Source organism: Chryseobacterium sp. SG20098 (assembly GCF_031844745.1).
GTDB lineage: Bacteria > Bacteroidota > Bacteroidia > Flavobacteriales > Weeksellaceae > Chryseobacterium > Chryseobacterium cucumeris.
This window is the reverse complement of sequence record NZ_CP134622.1, coordinates 2,684,715-2,709,976: the sequence shown is the minus strand read 5'-3', so window position 1 is coordinate 2,709,976 and position 25,262 is coordinate 2,684,715. Positions and strand designations below refer to the sequence as shown.

Below are 25,262 nucleotides of genomic sequence, written 5' to 3'. Positions count from 1 at the left end.
TGAATTTAGATTTTCTTAAATAGAACGCAAGCATTATGCCCGCCAAATCCAAAAGTATTGCTCATGGCTACTTTTACATCTTTCTTAACAGCAGTATTGAACGTAAAGTTGAGTCTGCTGTCAATATTTTCATCATCAGTAAAATGGTTGATGGTTGGAGGAACAGTACCATGAATAATAGTTCCCAATGCAGCGATAGCTTCAATAACACCTGCAGCACCTAAAAGGTGGCCAGTCATTGATTTTGTAGAATTAATCTGAATGTCATAAGCATGCTCGCCTAATAATTTCGAAATTGCATTGGATTCTGCGATGTCTCCTAATGGAGTAGATGTACCATGCATGTTGATATGATCTACTTCATCAGCAGTTAAGCCTGCATCTTCCAAACAGTTTTTCATTACCAGATAAGCGCCAAGGCCTTCAGGATGTGGAGCAGTCATGTGATGTGCATCAGCACTTAAACCACCTCCCAGTAATTCTGCATAAATTGTAGCACCACGTTTTACGGCGTGCTCATATTCTTCAAGAACAATACATCCTGCTCCTTCACCTAGCACAAATCCATCTCTGTCTTTGTCAAAAGGTCTTGAAGCTGTTGTAGCATCGTCATTTCTTGTAGAAAGTGCCATCATTGCGTTGAATCCACCGACACCACTTGCTGTAACGGCTGCTTCAGAGCCTCCGCACACAATCACGTCTGCTTTTCCTAACTGGATCAGCATTTTGGAATCAATTATAGCATTTGCTGAAGATGCACATGCAGATACAGTCGTATAGTTTGGTCCGTGGAAACCGTATTCAATTGAGATATGTCCTGGAGTGATATCCGCAATCATTTTTGGGATAAAGAAAGGGTTAAATCTCGGAATTTCGGTATTGGCCCATCCTAACACTTCAGTTTCAAAAGTCTCTAATCCTCCGATTCCGGAACCCCAGATTACACCAACTCTGTTTTTATCTACATTGTCTTCAATAATGCCGGAATGCGCTACTGCTTCTCTTGCAGCAACAAGTCCCAATTGAGTATTTCTATCCATTTTTTTAGCCTCTTTCTTATCGAAATGCTGTAACGGATCGAAATTTTTTACCTCGCAAGCGAACTTTGTTTTAAAGTTTGTGGCATCAAAAAGAGTAATCGGAGCGGCACCGCTCTCACCTTTCACAAGATTTTCCCAGTATTCTTTTGCATTATTTCCTATTGGTGTTATTGCTCCAAATCCGGTTACAACTACTCTTTTTAATTCCATAAACTTTGTTTAATTTCTTTTTTTGTTGAAGAATATTATTTATTTACTACTTCTTCGATGTAAGCGATAGCGTGTCCTACAGTAGTAATTTTTTCAGCTTGGTCATCAGGGATCTGAATGTTAAATTCTTTTTCGAATTCCATGATTAACTCAACTGTATCTAGTGAATCAGCTCCTAAATCGTTAGTGAAGCTAGCTTCAGGAGTTACTTCTGTTTCTTCAACGTCAAGCTTATCAGCGATGATAGCTTTTACTCTTGATGCAATGTCTGACATAGTAAATTATTTTTTTAATTGTTAGATGGTGCAAATATATAAAATTCTTTACGATAAAACATTTTTTTAGTCTTTTTTGTGGACCGGAAGCTTTCATTTTAGATTGTTTTGCTTTAGTCTTTTCGTTTTCAGGAGGTTATATTTATAGTGTTCAGGGAATATAAAATCAATCATGGAATGACTGAGAGAGAAATGGAAGATAATTCTTTTGAACTTCATTATTGTTAGGTTTGATTGATGAATAGCAGGTCAAAAAAATACGCGTTACAATAAAAAACGATTTCAAATTGGGTTTATCAATCTCAACAATTTTTTTATAAAGTCATCATACATATATATAACAGTTAGTTTTATTGTTGAAGTTTGAAATAAGCTTGTTTTAAAGTAAAAAACCACTGAATAATCAGTGGTTTTAGTGGAGTTGGAGGGTTCCGAACTGTCTCTTTAAATCTCTTTATTTATCAACCTTTTTAAAAGATGAGGCTTCGGCTACTCACCGAATTACTCACTTTGAAAATGTAGGTTTATGATTCGTTTTGTATGTCAAATATAATAATTTCCACTGTATTTTAAGGAATAACTACTGAGGTTTTTAAGATTACAACTTGATCGAACTCACAATTGCAAGTTTTTTGCTCCAATAATTGTATGAAGCAAGGTTTGAAAAATTCTGGAATGCATCTTATCTACTGCTTTACTTTCTATGTAATATTAGATCATCTGTCAGATCAGAAAGATTTTGTGAAATTTTCCTATTCTACTTTTTAATTATCGTTTTATTAAATGCATCCGCAATAGAGCGTAATGATAACTTTGACAGATCTATATCCCAGAGAGGCTCATTTTCATTAATTACCCGCAATGTTTTATCATTAAGATCAAATTGTTCGACAAAGCAATAGTAAAGCAGCCGTAAAAGCATTTTGGGGCTTGTATCTTCCTTTGGGTGCAACTTAAAATAAAGGTAACCGGATTTATCTTTCTTTATGACGTTGAGTGAGATAATCTGTTCTTCTCCGTAAAATTGATACCCCGCGCTCCAGTCACTTAATCGTTTTATTCTTCCTTTATTTGAAATTACATATTTCCCTTCAAAGCCGGGTAATGGTTTCCATTGTTCATCCGGCAAGTCTTTTATCGATAAATTGAAAACAGCAGGTGGATTCTTCTTATTAATTTGTGGCTTACCCAGCTTTTTCCAAAGCGAATCGTTAAATACTTTTTTGGAATTAAATATTGTTCTCACCTTAATCACACCAAAATCTTTATTTCTCTCTCGAAGAACATAAGAAGCGGGACGTAATGAAAGTTTTGACAGGTCTATATTCCATTGCGGATTACTCTCATTTACCACAGCAAGCCTTCTATTTTTAAGATCAAACTTTTCTACAAAACAATAATAAAGTAATTTGCTCATTACAGGCAGGACTTCTTTACCTTCATTATTTAATCTGCAATATAAGGAATACGTTGTATCGCTATTGCGTATCATGAACTGGGATAATATCTGTTCTTTCAAAAATATTTTTCTTCCTTTTGAAGTCCAGCCTTTTAACCGTTTTACTCTGCCTTTGTTAGAAATCATAAAACGATTTTCAAAATTTGGGATTGGTATTGGAATCCAGGATTCTCCGGGAAGATCTTCAAGTGACAGATTCATGCATGGAGGAGGATTATCTTTGTCAATTAAAGGTTTACCCAGCTTCTCCCAAAGAAACTGATTAAATGAGTCAGCTGAAATATCTGATGGTGTAGCGATGATAAAGTCTTCTTTTTTAGGAGGATTACTTTGCAAAAACCATCGAAATGTTCCTGCTGTTAGAAATCTTTTATTAACTACATCCAAAATGCTTTCTGGGGCAATACCTAATTTTTTTCCTGCAACGTAAATACTTTTAAAATCAGCGATGAAAACTCCTTCAGCAGTGTATTGGCTGATGGGCTGTAGGTAGTCAACATGTAGATTCCTTGCTCTATTTTGGCGAAAGGTTTTTAGTCTTTTTTCGCTGGCTGAAATTTTTTCTAGATTATTGCAATGTATATGAAGGCTATTTCCATCTTTACATGAAATAACAATTAAACGGTTATTCAGGTCAAATTCTTCAACAAAATGATAATATACCAAACGTGCTACTGATCTTGTATGCTTACGACCATCCCATATAAATCCACAATGAACATTAAAAACATCAGCTTGAAGATAGTTATTAAACTGTTTTACAAAAGTCAGCTTTCTTATAATTTCCGGAAGCCAGCGTTCTTTACCGAATAATGACAAAGATATACGTTCTAAGCTCTTCACCCGTCCATAGTTAGAGATCGCATAATTCTCAAAACCTTTAATCAGCCTCCATTCTTCGTCCGGAAGATCTTCTAAAGATCTATTATAGAGTACTTTTTTTACGTATTGGTCTTCTAATTCAGGAGGTAGCTTCATGGATTCATCTCTTTATTCATAAAATTAGTGCTATTCGCATGATAAAAATAAAGAAAAAGTACAAAATCGTAAGCAAATAATAAATATCCGATCCATTAATCACTAGTGAAACTAAAAGTGTCTCATTAATATAATTTTAGGATTTTTTTAAAACATGCTTGAGATTTAATTACATAGTTTTACATATATAAATTCAACTACATGAATCATGGAAAACATTGCTGAAATAATAACCCATTTTACTTTTACTCAGACAAGAAAATCTAAGCAATATTTAATATCATTTTTCAATCAAAAATCCTTTAACAAAAAACAGACACTATATGTCCAACAAAAGCTGAAACTGTTCTTGGATAATTTTCAAATTATTAATAGTTATGAAATCAAGGAGAATAGAGTTTCTGCAATTCAAAAATTTTTGGATGAAATTGATGTCAGCCAATACAATTATTTCACAAGCATTAAATACCGAGAATATTTTAAAGAAATAAATACTAATATTTCTTTGTTAATAGACTTTTTTTATCATTTCGGATTATTATTAAGAAATTTCCAAAAGAAAGAAACTTGTCTAGAGTATTCTTATGAGATTGAAAAAATGATTGTGTTCATCAACTCACTGCCCATCAATGAGTTTTATAACAAAGAACTTGATTTTAAACAAAGAAAGAATATTTTAGTCAAAATTGCACCCGAAATTGATAAGGGCAATTTTGACTTATTCTGGGATTTTTTTTACATGTTTGATGTATATTCCAGTATTGCGAAAGGAATTAAGTTGAACAATTTGATATTTCCACAATTCAATTCTGAAAATACTTTTGCAATTGAAAATTTCTACCATTTAGACCTTACCAATGCTGTTAAGAATACTTTAAATGTAAAAAATAAAACTATTGTTGTTTTCACGGGAGCCAATATGTCTGGGAAATCCACTACAATGAAGTCGATTAGTATTATTGTTCTACTCGCTCATTTAGGAATTGCGGTTCCGGCCGAATACTGTAATATCCCTTTTTATGACAGTATTTTCCTTTATTTTTCCGTTAATGATAACCTCAAAGAAGGTTATAGTCATTTTGCTCAGGAGATTATAAATGTAAAAGGTGTTTTATTAGAACTAAAATCTAAAAATTGTTTTGTTGTATTTGATGAGATTTTTAGCGGTACAAATATAAATGATGCTGCGCAGATTACTGTAAATACAATAAATGGCTTATCAAAATTTAAAAACTCTCTCTTTATTTTTTCCACACATTTAAATCTTATCGAAGATCATTTAACTGAAAATGAGAATGCTTTATTGCTTCATTTAGAATGTTTTTTAGAAAATAATGAACTGTCATTTACCTATAAGTTAAAAGAAGGCTGGTCTAAACTTGAAATTGGAAAATTATTATTTGATCAATATGGCTTGAATGAACTTTTAAAATGAATACATATAATCAAATGTTATCAATCTTAGGGGCTAACATTTAATTTAAGTAAATTTCAACAGACCAGTAATATTTTTTTATTTTAGTAAAAAATATTTCTTTGAAAGTCCAGTAAATTAGATAGGCGTTTTTATTAAAAACAGTAAAAAGAATTGTTAAAAAAATTATTTTATCAAACCGTAACTTATGGTTTTAGTACAGTTTTGGTCAAACTATTTCCATTTATTATATCTCCATTTATATCCCAGAGGTTTGGCCCAAGTGCGATAGCTCCATTTGTTGATTTTTATTCTGTGGCGGGTATCATAATTGTTTTGCTAACACACGGAATGGAAACCTCTTTTTTTCGTTTTGCTCAAAAAAATATTAGCTCTAGAAAGCTAATATCGACAGCTTCCTTAAGTGTTATTGGAGCTTCGTTATTTTTCATTATTATTTCTTTATTTTTCAGGCAATCATTAGCAATAGCATTTAAAACACCGGATCAGGTTAGTTTTTTAGTAATAATGCTAATTATATTAGGTGTAGATGGAATATGTGCCATGCCTTTTGTAATTCTTAGAAAAGAAGGAAGATCAAAAAAATATACATTAGTTAAAACTGTGAATGCAGTTATGAATTTTTTATTTGTTATTTTCTTCATTGTTTTGTTTCCAAAATTTTCTAATGGGCTATTTGGATTTCACTATGATCAAAAATTCGGAATTGGTTATGTTTTTATAGCTAACCTAATAGCCAGTATATTTTCTTTAATTCTATTATTTGGTGAGTTTAAAAAGATAAATATAAAAGAGTTTGATTTTAATTTATGGAAAGAAATGTTATCCTATTCCTGGCCTATAATGCTTGCCGGTTTATCCGGGGTTGTTAATGAAACAATGGATAGACAGTTTCTAAAATACCTCTTGCCTAATGGGGAGAATGTAATTCAAATGGCAATTTACGGTACTGTATGTAAGTTAGTAACATTTATTACTTTATTTAGACAGGCGTATTTGCTTGGCGTAGAACCTTTTTTCTTTGCACATGCAAAAAATGAGAACTCTGCTCAAACATACTCCAAGCTAATGACTTGGTTTATTATTGTGAACTGTGTGATATTTTTAGGATTATGTGTTAACCTCAACTGGATTTCAGAACAGTATATACGAAACTCCTCTTTTTATGTTGGTTTACCTATTGTTCCAATTGTCTTGATTGCAGCTGTATTTTTAGGTATATACTTAAATCTTTCGATTTGGTATAAACTTTCTGACAAAACCAGATTTGGTGCATATATTTCAATTATTGGGGCAATAGTAACAATAAGTATTAATTACTTTTTTATTCCCTCATATGGTTATTGGGCTAGTGCTTGGGCAACATTTGTCTCATACTTGATAATGATGATAGTTTCTTACTATCTAGGACAAAAGTACTATCCAATACCATACGAAATAAAGACCTGTATTATTTATGTATGTTCAGGAATTGTAATAGCATATATTTCTTATTACTTATTGAAAGGGAATATTATCTATGGGAATATTTTGTTTCTGTTATATTTGCTATTTATATTTTTTGAGCGCAAACTTATTATAGGCGCAAAAAATTATATAAAAAAATAACTCCACAAAAGTTCTCCAACCTTTAAATGTGAGGGTAAAAAAAACTATCAGTTGCAAATGTAAAATTTTATAAATTAATCATGAAATTTGTATTTTAATGAAATGTGTTTAAAATTAACACCGATATCATTAGTATAAATGTGTAATGTATGACTTGATTAATTTTATTTTATGAAAAAATATAATTTATGAAAAAGTTTCTATTTTTGTTTAATCTCATTTTGCTGTACCCCTTAAATGCAGTTGCACAGAATTATCTTGATAAGGCAACTGTAATAAGTAAGAAAAAAATTGAACTGTTTTGCAAACAGAATGATATTCCAGGAATGGCTATTTCTATTTCATATAGTGGGAAATTTATTTTATCGGAAGGTGTAGGCTTTGCAGATTTAGAGAAGAAAATTAAAGTAAATCCGTCTTCAACAAAATTTAGAATAGCAAGTGTCACAAAGATTATTACTGCCCTTACATTAATGAAGTTAAATGAATTAGACTCCCTAAATATAGACAATTCAATTCATTTTTATTTGGACAATCTTCCACATGACAAATATAATTTTTCACTAAGACAGCTTGCAGGTCATCTTTCAGGGTTAAAGAGAAACCCCAGTAAAGAAAGATGGGATAGTTATAATACATATAGCGAAGATGATTTATATCAAAGCTTGAAAGATGATGACTTGGATAGTAAACCAGGAGTCCAGTTTTCGTATAGTAATTATGGTTATAAAGTATTGGGCTTAATAATTGAGAAAAAATGCCACAAGACGATAGTTGAATGTCAGGAAGAGTTTATCCTTAATAAATTAAATATGACTAATACTATTCCTGATACAGGCTTATCCAGTCCTAATACTACAAATTTTTACCTAAAAAAAGATGGGCTAATCCAACAGGCCCCATATATGGATTGTAAGTTAAAGTACGCACAGGGATGCCATCTGTCTACTTCGGAAGACCTAATGCATTTAGGAAATCTTTTTTTTCAGCCTAACCTAGTTTTTAATAATATTAGACCATTGCAAATTATGACTAAGCAACAAGTTTTGTTTTCAGGAAGTAAAACCGGTTACGGACTGGGAATTATATCTAATAAAGATATGTATGGAAATTTTTTTTTAGGTCATAATGGGTTAGAAAATGGATCAAGAGCTATTTTCAGAGTGTATCCTAAATATAATCTGGTTATCTCAATACTTATAAATAATCAGGAACCTCCATTAGAAGATTTGATTACTGAAATAGCGTATATTTATATTGAAAATTTAAAGAAAATTAAAAAAAATTAGTTTAAAGGAAATATTATTATGAATTTCAGAGAATGTAAATAAAAGAAAAGGATAACTTGACAAAAATGTAAGAAAAAAAGTCCCTTAGCTTCATTAAAATTGCGAGAAATAAGAGGAATAATATTCCACATGAAAGATATATAATACAAAATTGAGTATTAATGAGATATAAGCTAAATGTAAGCTGAAATATTATTATGAACCACGATAATGTAAGATTTAATAACTACTTCTTAATTGCCAAGCTCCAGTTGATTTTTGACCAAACGATAGTATTCACCTTTCAAGGTTACCAGTTCATGATGATTTCCTTCTTCAACTACCTTTCCTTTATCCAACACAATAATTTTATCAGCATTTTTTACTGTAGAAAGACGATGGGCAATAATTACTGCTGTTTTACCTTTAAGAAATGGTTGCAATTTTTCATGAATATGCTTTTCGTTATCAGCATCTAAGGCACTGGTTGCCTCGTCGAAAAATAAGTAATGAGGATTTTTATATAATGCACGAGCGATCAAAATACGTTGTTTCTGTCCTCCGGAGATTCCATTTCCTGAAGCTCCTATTTTTGTTTTGAGGCCGAGTGGAAGTTCATCTACAAAAGCTTTTATATTGGTTATTGTTAATATCTCATTTAGTCTTTGATAATCAATGCGAACATCATTGGTCGCAATATTCCGTTCAATCGTATCAGAAAAAATGAAGCCGTCCTGCATCACAACACCGCATTTTTTTATCCAGTTTTCAAAAATATGGTCCTTTAGATTGGTCTCGCCGATAGAAATGCTTCCGAGGTTTGGAACATAAAATTTCAGCAGCAGTTTCATTAAGGTTGTTTTCCCGCTGCCACTTATTCCGACAATTGCTGTAGTTTTGTTTCGGGGGATCAGCAGGTTGATATCTTTTAAAATATATGCCGAATTTTTTGTTTCGTACTGAAAAGACAAGTTTTCGATTTTGATATCCGAGTGTATTGTTTCATCTTCAGCAAAACCGTCTGTGGGAGATTCAGTGTTCTGGTAATTGTTTATTTCATTAATTCTTGAAAAGCTAAGTTTAGCATCCTGCAATGATCTGAAAAAACTTACGAGATGACTTATGGGAGAGTTCATTTCTCCAATGATATAAGATATACTTAACATGCTTCCCAGGGTCAGGTGCCCGGAAACTACATTCTGAGCAACGATGTAAGTGACAATAATATTTTTTAGACTGTTGATACATTCATATCCAGATAACTGTATTTGATCAATATTCAACACCTTAAAATTAATTTTAAACAGTTTTTCCTGAGTATCTTTCCATTTATTTTTTTTGTAATCTTCAAAGCTGTTCAGTTTTATTTCCTGCATTCCGGTAATCAATTCCAGTGTATTTTCTTGGTTTTCAGAATTAAGATTGAATTTTTCATAATCAACAACCTTTCTTTGCGACTGGAAATACAGTATCCATAAGATAGACAGTCCTGTAATGAAAACGTAGTATATGAGTATTGTCCAGTCGTAGTATGCCAATACAAAGAAAAAAACACAGAAATTAATCATCGAAAATAAAGTAAGAATACTTTGCGAGGTCAGGAAGTTTTCGATTCTTTTATGGTCATAAATTCTCTGTATAATATCGCCCACCTGTTTAGAATCAAAAAACTGCAAAGGCATTGTCATCAGTTTTCCTAAGAAATCCGAGATAATATTGATATTTATTCTGGATCCGAGATAAATTGATATTCTACTTCTGATAATTTCTATAATGGTTTGACCAATAAAAAGAGATAATTGAGCAATCAGAATTAGGAGAATAAAGTTGAGATCCTTATTGTTTATACCTTTGTCTACCAATTTTTCTGTTAGGAAGGGGAAGGCGAGGGTAAGAATACTGCCTAAGATTAAGGTGATGAAAATCTTTGATAATTCCCATTTGAAAGATTGTACATACTTTAATAAATGCTTGGAATTAATCTCTTCAAGATTATTATCATTACTGTAAAATTGTTCAGTAGGCTCTGTATATAATGCAAATCCGGATCTAGTGTCGGCCCATGATTTTTTAAAATTAGTTTCATTTAATCTGATAAGACCATGTGCCGGATCAGCTATATAAAATGTCTTTTTTGGGGTAAAAATGTTTTTTCCTATCTTATATAGTATGACAAAATGTTTCTCGTTCCAGTGTAATACGCATGGAAGCATATCTTCATCAATAAGACTATTCAGGTCTGTTTCTACCACAGCATTATCTATACCTAGCTCATGGAAAGCATCGGAAATATTCAGCATGCTAACCCCTTCCCGTGAAACGGCAGAAATTTCTTTTAAATAAGTATATCCAAATTCTTTTCCGTAATGTTTACAGATCATGCTGATACATGCAATTCCACAGTCCATCTGATCTTTTTGAGGGACAAAAGGGAATTTAGAAAAAAAAATGGATTTTACTATGTTACTCATATACTTTGCCTCTATTCTTTAATGGATTAGCACTCCAATCTTCCCAAACACATGTTTCTGGGTTGTATCCGCATTTTAAAGGTTTACTGTATACATCACTACTATCCTGTAAAAAAGCTCTGCAGTCTGTACATGCATATCTGAATTCACAATCCTGGCAGACTGCGATCTCATCTTTTTTTATGTTTCCAAAAAACTGGAACTCATCCTGTTTTATAATATTTTCTATAAAGGCATTTTTAATATTACCATATTTTTTTTTCATGGATGGGCAGTTTTTAATGTTGCCCTCTTTGTCAATCGTTACTTTTTTATAAAGGCATCCATTTTTTTGCTTAAGTTCATTGTATTTCAAAATGTTGTCAAAATTCATAGATTCTTGCGTAATGATTCCGCAGCAACTTCCACTGTTCAGAGGAGTCTGGGCGTAGTAAATATTTCCGAGGAGCAAAGGATAATAATGATCATGCTGAATCTTATGCTGATATATTCTGTTCTCGGGTGCGTTATAGACAAAAATATGAGAGAGGGAAGGGTAGTCCTCAATCAGGCTGAGCAGAAATTCTCTACTGATTTTTTCATCATATTCGAAATGGAGTTCTATATAATTAATGTCCGTATTATTTATCGAACAGAGAAGTTCATGAATAAAATCTGTAGAAAATTCCGAATATAATCTTAGCTGGATATCATTGCATCTCAAGCTGTTTAATTGCTGAACTGTTTTTGAAAAAACGTCTGCAATAAAATTTTTAGGGTCAATTTCAATAATAGAATCTCTGATGAGTTCAAAATCATCAGTTTCTTCGGACAGCTGAGGAAATAATTCCGGTGTCTTGGAAAGCATGATGATTTCATTTTCCAACAAATATTCTATAAACTCAGAAACAGAATTGTGATCTTCAGAATCTACCATACTAAATGCATGGCTTACTGGTTTTCTATCGATTTCTTTCAGTAGTTGATAATAATCGTTCGAAATAAAGAAAAGTTCATTCCTTAAATAGTCTACAATAAGACTTCTGCTTTTTCCTTTTGTAATCTTACAGCTTGAGGTAAGAATTATGGTTTCATTGGTGTAGGTACTACTCTTCATTTTCAAAAAGTTTAAAATCTAATGTCTTGCAGATTCTTCGGCTGGAATAATAATGGCGCATAAACGAACATTGAAGAATTTCATTATGTTTGAACAGCTTCATTTCATCATTAATATTGGTAACTTGGTTATAATAGATTGTTTTAAAGAAAAGCGGCAGGTTATGAATTTTTTCTTTCTTTAATTTAATTTTCTGTAATCCTTCCATTGATTAGATATTTAGCTATTTTTTTGTCTAATGAGTAATTGCATGGATCAGATACCATTCCATACTGACCAACAGGGTTTATTTCCAGAAAAACAAATTCATTTTGATCATCTAGAATCAGATCTACGGAGCCGCAATTCAGTCTCAGTTCTCTGAACATATCGGTTATTTTTTCTTCAATTGAGGCGGGAAGTTTATAAGGTTCCACCTTATTGGGCTTTTTATGGTTGTACTTTCTGAAATCTATACTGGTCTGGTCTGATGATTGTGAAAAGATAGCCATCGAAAAAAAATGTCCTTCAATGAAAAAGACTCTGGCCTCCATAGTTTTCTTTATAAGATCCATTTTCAATGATGGGAATAGAGGAGCTTTTACATCTTCTTCATATTCAATAAGTTCCGTGTATGAGTAAAAACTGTAATTATTGACTACTTTATAAATTCCGTTCGATATAGCCTTTGTTATGCTCAGGTCATTTTGCTTTATTTGATCGGTATTTGTTATGATCTCGTAATCAGGAGTCTTCAGACCGCAATTTTGAGCAATATTCATGGTGATGAGTTTATTCAAATTGAATTTTGGCCGTCCAAGATTTATTTCTGTATTCTGGTAAACGGAATGGTAAATAAAATTCTTGAGATCCTCCGCTTCATTACTGATTAGGTCTTTTTTTATAGAGGTTAGATCAAAATCATTCATCATTAGTTCTTGATAATCAGAATCATGAAGGAACGAGTTTTTGCTGATTCCATTTCTTCTCCACCAACAGCTTTTGGCATCAAGTAAATTAATGATAGCGGACGATCTTGTATTTTTGAAAAATATTCCTTTGCTGTCTATTTTAAAGAGTTTGTGCAGTCCATCATCGGAATTAATACGCACTACTTTTTCGCCATAATGAGTCAGCCATTTAATGACGTTCGATGTAGAGAAGTCATTTTGGATAGTAAATATTAATATCATAGAAATAGTGTTGGGAATAGTAAGAATAAGTGAGTAATATTTCTATTACTCACTTATAGAAATTTTGACATGATTTGATTAGTCGCTATCGTGTCTGCTTCCGTCATGATCAGAGCCTGTACAAGAAGTAGAGTGTCTGTTTGATTGAGTAGAACCTTCTTCAAGCTCCATTTCCATCTGCTTTAGACCTCCTTTAATACCTCTTAGAGTAGCCACAGATAGCTGATCTTTTTTGAATTTAGATAATTTCATATCGGTACATTTTGTGATTAGACAATATTCTTTCTTTTTATTTAGGCAAAGATTCTTCCTTAATGTTTTTTTAGAAATTTTGACATGATTTGATTAGTCACTATCATGTCTGCTTCCGTCATGATCAGAGCCTGTACAAGAAGTAGAGTGTCTGTTTGATTGAGTAGAACCTTCTTCAAGCTCCACTTCCATCTGCTTTAGACCTCCTTTAATACCTCTTAGAGTAGCCACAGATAGCTGATCTTTTTTGAATTTAGATAATTTCATATCGGTACATTTTGTGATTAGACAATATTCTTTCTTTTTATTTAGGCAAAGATTCTTCCTTAATGTTTTTTTAGAAATTTTGACATGATTTGATTAGTCACTATCATGTCTGCTTCCGTCATGATCAGAGCCTGTACAAGAAGTAGAGTGTCTGTTTGATTGAGTAGAACCTTCTTCAAGCTCCATTTCCATCTGCTTTAGACCTCCTTTAATACCTCTTAGAGTAGCCACAGATAGCTGATCTTTTTTGAATTTAGATAATTTCATATCGGTACATTTTGTGATTAGACAATATTCTTTCTTTTTATTTCGGCGAAGACTCTTCCTTATGTTTTTTAATTAGGAGAAAATTATCTGATCTCCTTTTTATTTATAACCTGCTTTGCTCTAGGTTTTCTATTTTTTTGTTAGTGGTTTTTATTTTTTTGTTTCCAAAACTGTAGCTTATTGATAAATTGAAACTTCTCATATCGTTGTAAATGGTAGAGAAATAATTATACGTAGGATAGTATTCCGTATTTTTATTTCTGTTCTGAGCAAAAATATCGCTTATTAAAGCATTAACCTGTAAACTTTTATCCAGGAACATTAATCTTAAACCTAAATCTAAGCTAGCCCTGTTAAAAGATTTAACGAAGCCTTCCTTGGTAGGTAAGTTTTGAAAAAAGTTCAATACCAAGAATGATGTTTTTTTATCATTCAATGTAAAGGTATTTTTTGTTGAAACAAAGGCTCCATATCCACTAAAGCTAGGTATTGTAAGCTGTTCCATATAAGATTTTGAATCATTATAATATCCGCTTAAACTATTATAACTATTGAACCATTTATAAGGTTTGTAGGTATAGCTGATATCTAATCCCAATGTATTTTGATTGTAAAAATTCATTGGTTGTGAAATCGTCGCATTAGAATTATCTGAAACAGTTGTGATATAATCCTTACCTTGTGCCAAACGAGATCCATACAATGTGACAGAAAGGTTGTTTTTATACAAATAAGACAATTCTATATTATGAGTGTAGGAAGGAATCAAATTAGGATTCCCTGAATCATAGGAGTAAAAATCTGTATATATTCTGAATGGATTCACTTCATAAAACCCAGGTCTGTCAATTCTTTTGGAATAGGCAATAGAAAAAGAGTTGTTTTTGTTAGGCGTGTAGGTTACAAATACACTCGGGAAAAAATTGTCGAATTTATTGTGTTGTGTTTGGTTAAGTGTTTTTGAATATCCTCTGGTAGAGGCGTTCTCGTATCTAAGTCCTATCTGAACTTCCCATTTTTCTGCAATTTCCTTTGTGGCTGAGAAATATAGAGCGAATATGTTTTCTTTGTAGTTAAATTCGTTACTCTTAGATGGATTAAAAATAGAGGCTCCGTTTATTACATTGAAATAGGAAATGTCACTATTATTTGTGATAGAAGTATATTTTACTCCGGCTTCTATATCTGCGAACTCATATGGTAGTGTAAAATCTGCATTTCCTGAATATATACTGTAATCTGCCTTTGATCCGTATAATGCTGCATTATTTAAACTACTGCTGGTTGTGGTGGAAAAATCTCTGTCAGATCTGTTATTTTTCCCAAGATAATTAAAATATACACTCATTTTTTTTCCCAAGGTGTCTAATTTTAAATCATAATAAGTGGACAAAGAGTGATAATTATATTTTGTCACATTCTTATAAGGAGAATGCTGCAATGAGTCAAGTTGGTTAAGAGGTTTTGACATAAAATAATTCATAATATTCCCTTTCTGATCGTTCTTGATAAAACTGCCATTGTAAATCAGACCGATGTCATTCTTTTCATTGATGGAATAGTTAATGTTCATATTTGAATTTACTCCTGTATAATTTTCTTTTTTCTGTTCAGATGATTTTCTGTAAGTTGAACTAAATTCGATTTCTCTTCCAGAGGTTGGGCTTTTAGCCTCTGCATTTCCGGATAAACTAAATGCTACGCTTAATTTTTTACCGGTGTAATATAAGTTTGCTGAAGGCGCAATTCCAGCATAGGATCTTTGGGTGTAGGAAAGTGAAGTATTTCCTTTCCATCCTAAATTTGCATTTTTCTTCAACACGATATTAATAAGGCCACTATTTCCTTCTGCGTCATATTTTGCAGGGGGATTGGTAATTACCTCTATTCTGGCAATATTATCAGATCTCATAGATTTGATATAGTTTTCCATATCAGCTCCAGTTAGATTAAGAAGGCGTCCGTTTACCATTATTCCTACACTACTTTTTCCAATAAGTTGAATACCTCCCCGTGAAAGATCTATTTTAGGTGTATTCTGCAAAACTTCTATTCCGTTTACTCCTTGGGATATAATACTGTTTTCCACATTAAAGATCAGCCGGTCTACCTTCCTCTCAATAAGCTTCTTTTTTCCTTGTATAACTACTTCTTTTATTTCTTTTACGTTTCCTGCTTTTATGTTTCCAAGATTAATATTACTTTCCAGGTTAACATTTCGTGAATAAATAATATCTTTTAAATGTTTAACTTGCAAAATATAGTTGGAATTGGCAGTTCGTATAGAAAATATCCCTGCTGCATTTGAAAGTTCACTTTTAACAGCTACAGAATCTTGGTTTAAAAGCAATATTTCTGCAAACTCAATTGGATGATTTTTTTCATCAACAATTTTTCCTGTTATTTGAAACTGTTGTGAGAATAAAAAATTACATAGAAATAATCCTGTAAATAGAATGCTTATTTTTAGAGTCATTTTCATTTTTTATTTTAATCTAAATATAAAAATTTACCATTTAAACTTATTTAGAAATTAAATCTCTTTCTACATGGTTTTTATATAATGAAAATTTTTGTTTCATCTTGGACAAACTTACATCGGAATTGTTCGTAAAAAAAGCATATGTATAATGGATTTATAAATTCATATTATGAATTTATAAATTGTTGAAATTAAAAACAGTTGAAAATCAGTTTGTTAAACTATTTTTGAGTCTCGATTTCTTTAATATAAATTGATGGGGTAGTTCCGGTTTTCTTCTTGAATGCAGTTGCAAATGCCTGCACATTATTATAACCAATTTCTTCCGCAATAGCCGGTAATTTATAAGTACGGAATTTTTTATCTTTTACAAGTCGCTCCAAAACATAATCAATACGCAGATCATTAAGATAAGAAGTGAAATTCTTCCCTTTATGATTATTGATCGTTTCAGACAAATAAGATGTGTTAGTTTTTATATTTTTTGCAAGACTGGCTAATGTAATGCCACTTTTTAGAAAAAGCTGCTTATTTTCAAAGATTTCCAATTCCTTTAGAATAAATAGGGTCACCTCTTCAGGAGCAGTCTTAGTTATTATATTTTCTGTTTCAGCATGTTCAGAAATTTGAGACAGCTCGGGAATTTCTTTTTTAATATCTGTAGTAGATTCAAAATTTCTTTTTTCAATACTATGAATCAGTTCCTGGGCAATTTTCCGGTGTTCTTTTGCTGTTTTCTTTGCTTTATAATAAAGATAAAGAACCAATAAAAGAATTAATAATAAAAAACCAATAGAAGCATATAAAATTATTTTCCTGTTTTTTAAATCGTTGATAATCTCTTCTTTTTCTTGTAAAAGATTAGGGGTATCATATTTCTTGGGTAGTTCTGTGGACAAATATTGAAACTGCTCATCAAGTTTTTTGTCTACTTTTAAAAATCGATCTATATAATACAATTGTTTTTCTTTATCATTCTTTTCTTTGTAATAATCTATAAGATAAGTATATACTTCTCGAAGCTCTGGGAAAGTGATATTAGTTTTTTGTATATTAGAGTCTAATCTGATAAAATATTCAACAGCCTTTTCTTTATTATTTAATCCATCATAACATTTGCCCAAACTATATAATGCATAATTGGCATTATTATCATTGATACTGGAAAAAAAATTGTAAGTCTTGGTTAATTCGTTTATGGCAATTGTATATTTTTTTTGTTTAAGATTAGAATATCCAGAAAAGTATAAATATTGATTAACACTATATTTGCTTTTACCTGTAAACGGAGATTTTTGACCTTCTTTGATTAAAATATTGGCAGAATCCAATTTGTTAAGCTCAATATAACAATTGATAAGACTTACCCTTATTTGATTATGCTGGGATTCATTGGTTATATTATTAGGATTATATAGGTAATACCTGAATGTTTTGGCAGCTTCTGCATACTTACCCAAGTAATTATTTAAATAAGCAATATTTATATTAGCATAAGCAATTTGCTTTTGATCTTTTTGGTCTTTTGCATACTGTAAAGCTATAATATAATTGTCTAATGCTTTCTTTAAATAATCATACTTGAAATATAAATTTCCTTTCATCAAGTATGTTCTGGTAGGGTATAAGTTTCCTTTTATGTTTTTTGTAATAATCTCAAGACTATCAATATATTTTAAGGCTGTAGGAAAGTCTTCATTAAAATGTATTAGGATATAGCCTTCCGCAATTTGGAGGTTGTTTTTCTCTTTCTTTGCTTTTTGTAAATAGTATTGTGCAATTATTTTAGATTCAGAAACTTTATCATTATCATAGTAATCATCAAACTTACTTTTCAATTGAGAATAATTGAATTCACTTAAAGTATCAACTATATTTTTTTGAGCATAAATAAAGCCACTCAATAATAGTAAAATATAAAATATTACTTTCATCATTTTTGTAAAATACTACAAATTTACACTTTTCTTAATCAATAAAGTTATTAATGTAAATTCTCTTGTGAGTGTATATAAATATTTGAAAATTAATTTATTATGATTTGTTTTAATAGGAAGGATTTATAAATCTATAGTGCAATTTTATTGATAATTTAAAAAATATCCTTTTATTTGCATGTAAATTTAAATATAAATTACAAATGAAAAAACAAGTCAAAAAAGAAAAAAAATTATCTTTAAACAAAGTTCGTTTGATGAAGATTACTGACATGAAAACAATTAATGGAGGTAGTGGAGCCCAAGCAGGTTTTAATCTTGATGGAAATGATGACCAACATCCTACCATTCGTAATACTATGGGTCAACAATAATTTAAGTTTCTAATGAAAATAAAAATATTTATCATTATTTGTTTTTTTTCGATTTTTTCTTATTCCCAGAAAACTAACTTATCACCTTCTAAACCAGTCACAGAAAGTTATTTTGGAACTAAGGTCATTGATGAATACCGAAATTTGGAAAGTTTAGAAGATCCTAATACTATTAATTGGATAAAATCTCAAACAGCTTATACCAACACAATTCTTGATCAAATTCCCAAAAGGAATTATTATGTAGAGAAAAGATTAGAACTTGATAAAAGGCAAGGATATTCTGTATCTGATTTGAAAATAACAGGTAATGATAAATACTTTTATTTAAAGAAAAACGAAAATGAAAAAGTCGCTAAGCTTTATTATAAGGATGGACTTTCAGGAAAAGAAGAATTGCTCTATGATCCTGTTAATTATAAAAATAACAAACGCAATCATGATTTCGTTATTAATTACATAAGTCCTAGTTGGGATGGTAGTAAAATTGCTATTTCTATGTCTGAAAAAGGGAATGAGTTAGCAGATGTAATTATTATGGATGTTAAAACAAAATATATTCAGCCAGAAATTCTTACTAATACAGCACCTGCTTCTTTTGATGGAATTAAATGGCTAAATGATAACACTGGCTTTTTTTGCGTAGCTTTTTCTACAATTGATTCTAAATCTAAAGATTTTTATAAAAATACACGAACTGTTTTATACAAAATTGGGACAGATCCAAAGAAATTAATAGAAATTTTTTCTGCTAAAAATAATCCTGAATTAAAAATAACTGAAGATCAGTTCCCAATGCTTTTAGATTTTGATCAAGAAGATCAGTATTATATAGGTATGGTTGTTGACTATAGTTATTACAGAAAAACCTTTATCATTAGCAAAAAAGATTTATTAGAGGGTAAAAAAAATTGGAAGCCTTTATCTGATCCAAATGATAAAGCAAAAAATTTAGAGATATGGAATAATGACATTGTTTTTGTTTCAGGCTATAATTCATCTTTTAATAAACTATGTAAAACGAGTATTAATAATTTCAACTTTAAAAACCCAGAAGTTTTAGTTCCTGAAAAAAAAGGTGAAATCATTAAAAGTTATAGAATCACCAAAGATGGTATTTATTATACCACCACCAAAAACGGAGTAGAAGCAAAATTATATGTATACAAAGATGGAAAAGATAGTCCTATTCAGCTTCCTTATCCATCTGGAAATATTAATTTAGAAAATAAAGGAGTAAATTACTCTGATTTTTGGATAACATGCTCAGGCTGGGCAAATGAGGGACAACGTTTCAAATATGATGTAAAGATTAATGCTTTGAAGCCTGAGAATCTTACACCTATTACAGAATATCCTGAATTCAAAAATATAACAGTCAATGAAATTTCCATAAAAGCTAGAGATGGAGAAGAAATTCCGGTATCATTAATATATAGTAAGAATCTCAGAAAAGATGGTAAAAATATGGTGCTTATTGATAGCTATGGTTCATATGGAATATCCTATACTCCTTTTTTCGCAAAAATGTATTTATTATGGATTAGTCAGGGAGGAATGGTTGCAGTAGCTCATGTGAGAGGTGGAGGAGAAAAAGGAGAAAAATGGCGTTTAGGAGGATACAAAGAAACAAAACCTAATACTTGGAGGGATTTAATAGACTGTACAGAATATTTGATAAAGGAAAAATATACCTCAAAAGATAAAGTTGCTATTTGGGGAGCCAGCGCAGGAGGAATTACAGTAGGAAGAGCAATGACGGAAAGACCAGATTTATTTAAGGCGGTTATTGCAGAGGTTGGCGTAATGAATCCTCTTAGAGATGAGACAACACCGAATGGGCAGCCAAAAGAATTTGGTACAATAAAGGATCCAAAAGAATTTAAAGCTCTGCTAGAAATGGATTCTTATCACCATATTAAAAAAGGAGTAAAATATCCTGCAACTTTTATATCTGGAGGAATAAATGATCAGAGAGTTACCGTTTGGGAACCTGTAAAATTTGCAGCAAAGTTAATGGCTAATAACGCTTCTAATAATCCTACTTTATTGAAAATAGATTTTGAAGGAGGTCATGGAGGTAATATTCCTCCTGCACAACGATACGCTAATTTAGGAGATATGTTTGCCTTTGCATTCTGGCAGTTGGGACATCCTGATTACCAACCAAAAGAAAGCACAAAAAAATAATGTCACGTTTTCCGTATCAATTTTTTGATGAGTATGTAGTGCGTACTCATTCATTTTCACGCAGAAACTTTCAACAAGCAATAAGTAGTAAAGGTGAAATTACAGATGCAGAACAGAAAGAAATCTGCACTAATCCCATATTTCAGGAAGCTATTTATTTAGCTTCACCCAATCTGTATGAAGAATTAACTAAATGGATTAATTCAGAAAAACAGTTTTTACCAAAAGAACATCAAAAACTAAAACATACTCTATTAAAATATTACAGTCGAATAAGTACACGATGTACTCCATTCGGCTTATTTTCAGCAGTTGGGTTGGGAAACTTCAGTTTAGACATTCCCAACACTTTCAATAACAAAACTGAAAATCATCAATTCTCAACTGATAATCTCTTGCGGGATACCAAGCTGGATATGTACTTTCTTGTTTCCTTAGCCCAATATTTTGTGCAGCAACCGGAGATAAGAAACAAGCTTTTGTTTTATCCTAATAACAGTATTTATAAAGTAGGAAGCAGGATCCGCTACATAGAATACCAGTACACCAGAGGAAAAAGGGAATATATTATTTCTTTAGCCCCACTTTCTGAGGAATTACAGCAGATATTGAATTTTTCTAAGGAAGGAAAAACGATACAGCAAATTGCAGAAATTTTGATTAATGAAAAAATCACACAAGAAGAAGCAATAGAATTTGTAGAAGAACTCCTTGATAATCAGGTTTTGATAAGTGAATTGGAGCCTAATGTTTCAGGAAACGATTTCTTAGATGAAATAATTTCTGTTTTAAATAAAATAGAAGCTAAAGATGCAGCCGAAATTTTAATTTCGATAAAAAATAAACTGAATGAATTAGACCAAAACATTAGTAATCCAATCTCCAGGTATGCTGAAATTGATGAATTAATACAATCTTTTGCAATAGAATATGAACGAAAATATCTTTTTCAAGCCGACCTTTACAATAAAGCGTTGTTTCATTTGCCTCTTGAATGGAAAAAGAAATTAAAAAAAGGAATAAGCTTTTTGAACAAAATCACTTTGAGTCAAAGGGAAGGTGAGTTTTCAAAATTTAAAAAAGCGTTTAGCGAAAGATTTGAAGGACAGGAATTGCCATTGCTGTATGTTCTGGATAATGAAGTAGGTATTGGCTACAAACAAAATGTTTCCTCAAAAGGTATTCACCCTTATTTAGAAGATCTTATATTTCCGGCTTCACTGAAAAATCAAAACAAGAATATTGAGCTTACTTCGGTTCATCAGATTCTAAATGAAAAAGTGCAGGAAGCTTTATTTGAGAATCAATACAGTATTGAATTATCTGACGAAGACTTTAAAGATTTTGAAGAGAACTGGGATGATTTGCCGGATACGATTTCCATCATGACAGAAATTTTTTCGGATAATAATCAGGAAAAATTATTCTTTAGCAGTATTATCGGAAGTACTGCTGCTAATTTTCTCGGACGATTTTGTTCAGAAAAATCGAAAGTTCGGAACCTCACAAAAGACATTACCAAAAAAGAGCAGGAACTCAATCCTGAAGAGATTTTGGCAGAAATTATCCATTTGCCGGAAGCAAGAATAGGAAATGTAATCAGAAGACCAACTTTAAGGCAATATGAAATTCCTTATTTAGCCCAATCTCTTTTACCTGCCGAAAATCAAATACCCGTAGAGGATTTGTATATTTCTTTAAGAAATGACAGGATTGTTCTACGTTCAAAAAAGCTGAACAAAGAAGTAAAGCCCTATCTTACCAACGCTCATAATTATTATACAAATACGCTCCCTGTTTATCATTTTTTGTCTGATCTATATTCTCAAAATATTAGATCCGGACTTTATTTCAGTTGGGGTGGATTAGAACATATTTATACATTTTTGCCAAGAGTAGAATATGATAATATTATTCTTTCAAAAGCCAGGTGGAAGGTTACTGAAAAAGATATTTCTTCTTTAGAATTGTTAAGTTCAGACAAAGAGGATTTTTTACTGGAACTAAAAAATTGGAGAAGCAAAAGAAAAATTCCTGCATGGATTCAATGGGTAAAGTTTGATAATACGCTAACAATGAATTTAGAGAATTACGATATGGCAAAGCTTTTTATTCAAGCTGTAAGAAATGAAAAGTCAATTATTATAGAAGAATTCTTATATAATGAAAATGATGATTTTAAAAGAGAATTCATTTTCCCCATGTATAGAGAGAAGAAATAAGAGCAAAGAATTATGGCTACAAAAAGAAAATTTGTTCCGGGAAGTGAATGGCTGTATCTTAAAATTTATACAGGAGTGAAAACTGCCGATCTCATTTTAGAAGAAGCAGTACAGCCCTTAGTAGGATATTTACAGGAAAATAATTATATTTCAAAATGGTTTTTCATCCGTTATCATGATCCGAAGCCGCATTTGAGGGTGAGATTTAGGTTAAATAATACTAATGATTACGACAAGATTCTTAATAAAATTAACAAAAGTCTAAAAGAATATATAGAAAGTGGAGAAATTTCGAATATTCTGATTGATACTTACAACCGGGAAATTGAACGTTATGGTGAAAATACCATTGAAGAAGCTGAAACCTTATTTTGTATAAACAGCGATTTTATCCTACAATGCCTACATTACGATGATGAGGAAAAAATCATTGTTTCTCTTTTTTATATTGACGAAATTCTGAGTAGGCTCAATCTTTCAGTTGAAAAAAAACTAGATTGGATAAAAGATTTTAATACGGCCTTTAAACAGGAATTTAATACAGATAAAAAGCTTAACTCACAGCTTGATAAAAAATATAGGAATTTTAAACCAAAATATTTATATTTTACTCAATCAGCAGAATTTTTGGAAGAGCGGAATGTAATTATCTCTAATATTGAAGAGAGCAATTTAGTATTACAGAATATTATCAGCCATGAAGAAAACGAATCTTTGGGAATGTCTTTGCAAAGCTTTTTCAGTAGTATATTCCATATGAATATTAATAGACTTTTTGTTTCTAATCAACGATTGTTTGAATTGATGATTTATGATTATTTACTGAGATACTATAAAATGAAATTGTATTGTTAGGAAAGTGCCACGAGCTGTGTCAGAGATAATTTAGTTATTTCAAAAAGACACTCTCCCATAAAGTGTGTAAGTTAAAAAGTTATGGCTTGGATTTTATAATCTGAGCCTTTCTTCAAAAATAAGCATAAATTGGTTGAGAACAATGCCCCAATTTTGGATAGGCATTGTCCATTTCTTAGTGGCTTCTTTTAATGCCAGATACACTGATTTCATTACGGCCTCATCAGTAGGGAAAGACATTTTATTTTTGGTGTATTTTCTTATTTTTCCGTTGAGATTTTCAATTAAATTTGTGGTATAAATGATCTTACGGATCTCTAAAGGAAATTCAAAAAATACAGTAAGCTCATCCCAATTATTCCGCCAGGAGGCGATAGCATAAGAATATTTGCTTTCCCATTTTCCTGCAAAATCATTGAGAGCTGCTTCAGCCGCTTGTTTTGTTGGGGCGGTGTAAATATGTTTCATATCTGCAGAAAATTCTTTTCTATCCTTCCAAACCACATATTTGCAGGCATTTCTGATCTGATGAACGACACAGATTTGGGTTTGAGATTGTGGGAAAACTGAGCGAATAGTCCCAGTAAATCCGTTCAGATTATCTGTTGCCGTAATGAGGATATCTTCCACGCCGCGAGCTTTGAGATCCGTTAAAACACCCATCCAGAAGCTCGAACTTTCATTCTTACCGAGCCACATTCCAAGAACTTCTTTTTTCCCTTCACGATTTAATCCTACTGCCAAATAGATGGTTTTGTTAATGACCTTGGAGTTTTCACGAACCTTGAATACGATCCCATCCATCCAGACAATTAAATACAAATCTTCTAAGGGGCGGTTTTGCCAGCTCACCACTTCGGTGGCAACGGCATTGGTAATCCTGGAAATGGCAGAGGAAGATATTTCAAAATCGTATAGTTCTTTAACCTGCTCTTCGATATCGCTCACACTCATCCCTTTGGCGTAGAAGGAGATAATAATATTCTCCAAACCTTCGATGATGTTATGCCTTTTTGGAACTAATGCAGGTTCAAAACTGCTTGCCCTGTCTCTGGGAACTTTGATTTCACTCTCTCCAAAAGAGGATTTTATTTTCTTGGTTCCATGTCCATTGCGATAGTTCCCTTCTTTGGTTTTTTCATGTTTTTCATTGTCCAGATGAGCATCAAGTTCTGCTTCCAGCATATGTTCAACGGCACGTTTGTGCATCTGTTTGAAGAAAAAGGTTAAATCTTCTCCATTTTTAAAGGACTTATAGAAATCCTTGTTGTTTAATAATTCTTCTTTGTCGATCATAACTATATAGGTTAAAATTAATAAAAAGTTATTTCCGAAAATTATTTTTGAGCTTTAGAGGGCTCAAAAATTTTTCAGAATAACTTTTTAACTTACACAGTTAGTGAG

At 31.5% G+C, this 25,262-nt stretch carries 19 protein-coding genes; 7 read left to right on the top strand and 12 right to left on the bottom strand.

The window, feature by feature from the left end; all coding sequences use genetic code 11:
- Window positions 1-5: 5 nt before the first annotated feature.
- From fabF to RHP76_RS12440, 3 genes are all read right to left on the bottom strand, one after another.
- The gene (fabF, locus tag RHP76_RS12450) at window positions 6-1,250 is read right to left on the bottom strand and encodes a beta-ketoacyl-ACP synthase II (RefSeq protein ID WP_311228331.1); all 1,245 of its coding nucleotides are present in this window, start codon (window positions 1,248-1,250) and stop codon (window positions 6-8) included.
- 35 nt (window positions 1,251-1,285) lie between these two features.
- Complete coding sequence (locus RHP76_RS12445) at window positions 1,286-1,525, bottom strand: acyl carrier protein (RefSeq protein WP_002976354.1); 240 nt, start codon at window positions 1,523-1,525, stop codon at window positions 1,286-1,288.
- A gap of 757 nt (window positions 1,526-2,282) precedes the next feature.
- Window positions 2,283-3,962: an NUMOD4 domain-containing protein gene (locus RHP76_RS12440; RefSeq protein WP_311228330.1), complete on the bottom strand. Its 1,680-nt coding sequence runs from the start codon at window positions 3,960-3,962 to the stop codon at window positions 2,283-2,285.
- 208 nt (window positions 3,963-4,170) lie between these two features.
- Between RHP76_RS12440 and RHP76_RS12435 the strand changes: the two genes are divergently transcribed.
- The 3 genes from RHP76_RS12435 (at window position 4,171) to RHP76_RS12425 (ending at window position 8,294) form a co-directional block, all read left to right on the top strand.
- Window positions 4,171-5,397: a MutS-related protein gene (locus RHP76_RS12435; RefSeq protein ID WP_311228329.1), complete on the top strand. Its 1,227-nt coding sequence runs from the start codon at window positions 4,171-4,173 to the stop codon at window positions 5,395-5,397.
- 153 nt (window positions 5,398-5,550) lie between these two features.
- Complete coding sequence (locus RHP76_RS12430; RefSeq protein ID WP_311228328.1) at window positions 5,551-7,005, top strand: lipopolysaccharide biosynthesis protein; 1,455 nt, start codon at window positions 5,551-5,553, stop codon at window positions 7,003-7,005.
- A gap of 188 nt (window positions 7,006-7,193) precedes the next feature.
- Window positions 7,194-8,294: a serine hydrolase domain-containing protein gene (locus RHP76_RS12425; RefSeq protein WP_311228327.1), complete on the top strand. Its 1,101-nt coding sequence runs from the start codon at window positions 7,194-7,196 to the stop codon at window positions 8,292-8,294.
- A gap of 233 nt (window positions 8,295-8,527) precedes the next feature.
- On the opposite strand, the gene RHP76_RS12420 is transcribed toward RHP76_RS12425, so the two are convergent.
- The 8 genes from RHP76_RS12420 to RHP76_RS12385 all read right to left on the bottom strand — a co-directional run bounded on the left by RHP76_RS12420 (window position 8,528) and on the right by RHP76_RS12385 (window position 18,217).
- Complete coding sequence (locus RHP76_RS12420; protein WP_311228326.1) at window positions 8,528-10,681, bottom strand: peptidase domain-containing ABC transporter; 2,154 nt, start codon at window positions 10,679-10,681, stop codon at window positions 8,528-8,530.
- A 55-nt stretch (window positions 10,682-10,736) separates the two neighbouring features.
- The gene (gene gwsS / locus RHP76_RS12415; protein ID WP_311228325.1) at window positions 10,737-11,840 is read right to left on the bottom strand and encodes a grasp-with-spasm system SPASM domain peptide maturase; all 1,104 of its coding nucleotides are present in this window, start codon (window positions 11,838-11,840) and stop codon (window positions 10,737-10,739) included.
- Window positions 11,841-12,025: 185 nt separating this feature from the next.
- The gene (gwsG, locus tag RHP76_RS12410) at window positions 12,026-13,012 is read right to left on the bottom strand and encodes a grasp-with-spasm system ATP-grasp peptide maturase (RefSeq protein WP_311228324.1); all 987 of its coding nucleotides are present in this window, start codon (window positions 13,010-13,012) and stop codon (window positions 12,026-12,028) included.
- A 78-nt stretch (window positions 13,013-13,090) separates the two neighbouring features.
- Window positions 13,091-13,264 carry a hypothetical protein gene (locus RHP76_RS12405; protein WP_165790574.1) on the bottom strand — a complete coding sequence of 58 codons (174 nt, stop codon included), beginning with the start codon at window positions 13,262-13,264 and terminating at the stop codon, window positions 13,091-13,093.
- Between the two features lie 93 nt (window positions 13,265-13,357).
- Entirely contained in the window at window positions 13,358-13,531 is a 174-nt protein-coding gene (locus RHP76_RS12400; RefSeq protein WP_165790575.1) for a hypothetical protein, read from the bottom strand.
- A gap of 93 nt (window positions 13,532-13,624) precedes the next feature.
- Window positions 13,625-13,798, bottom strand: coding sequence for a hypothetical protein (locus RHP76_RS12395; protein WP_165790574.1), 174 nt, complete (start codon window positions 13,796-13,798; stop codon window positions 13,625-13,627).
- 103 nt (window positions 13,799-13,901) lie between these two features.
- Window positions 13,902-16,280 carry a TonB-dependent receptor domain-containing protein gene (locus RHP76_RS12390; RefSeq protein WP_311228323.1) on the bottom strand — a complete coding sequence of 793 codons (2,379 nt, stop codon included), beginning with the start codon at window positions 16,278-16,280 and terminating at the stop codon, window positions 13,902-13,904.
- A gap of 221 nt (window positions 16,281-16,501) precedes the next feature.
- On the bottom strand, window positions 16,502-18,217 hold the full coding sequence (locus RHP76_RS12385) for a helix-turn-helix domain-containing protein (RefSeq protein ID WP_311228322.1): 1,716 nt from the start codon (window positions 18,215-18,217) through the stop codon (window positions 16,502-16,504).
- A 203-nt stretch (window positions 18,218-18,420) separates the two neighbouring features.
- Here RHP76_RS12385 and RHP76_RS12380 point away from each other — a divergent pair, with 203 nt between their 5' ends.
- From RHP76_RS12380 to RHP76_RS12365, 4 genes are all read left to right on the top strand, one after another.
- Window positions 18,421-18,591: a hypothetical protein gene (locus RHP76_RS12380; protein ID WP_311228321.1), complete on the top strand. Its 171-nt coding sequence runs from the start codon at window positions 18,421-18,423 to the stop codon at window positions 18,589-18,591.
- Between the two features lie 12 nt (window positions 18,592-18,603).
- Window positions 18,604-20,781 (top strand): prolyl oligopeptidase family serine peptidase, encoded by a 2,178-nt coding sequence (locus tag RHP76_RS12375; protein ID WP_311228320.1) that lies wholly within the window; start codon window positions 18,604-18,606, stop codon window positions 20,779-20,781.
- Window positions 20,781-23,003: a lantibiotic dehydratase family protein gene (locus RHP76_RS12370; protein ID WP_311228319.1), complete on the top strand. Its 2,223-nt coding sequence runs from the start codon at window positions 20,781-20,783 to the stop codon at window positions 23,001-23,003. The genes RHP76_RS12375 and RHP76_RS12370 overlap by 1 nt, the downstream gene beginning before the upstream one ends.
- A 75-nt stretch (window positions 23,004-23,078) precedes the next feature.
- Window positions 23,079-23,858 (top strand): thiopeptide-type bacteriocin biosynthesis protein, encoded by a 780-nt coding sequence (locus RHP76_RS12365; protein WP_311228318.1) that lies wholly within the window; start codon window positions 23,079-23,081, stop codon window positions 23,856-23,858.
- A 93-nt stretch (window positions 23,859-23,951) separates the two neighbouring features.
- Here the strand turns inward: RHP76_RS12365 and RHP76_RS12360 are convergent, their stop codons facing one another.
- On the bottom strand, window positions 23,952-25,154 hold the full coding sequence (locus tag RHP76_RS12360; RefSeq protein ID WP_311228317.1) for an IS256 family transposase: 1,203 nt from the start codon (window positions 25,152-25,154) through the stop codon (window positions 23,952-23,954).
- Window positions 25,155-25,262 lie beyond the last annotated feature (108 nt).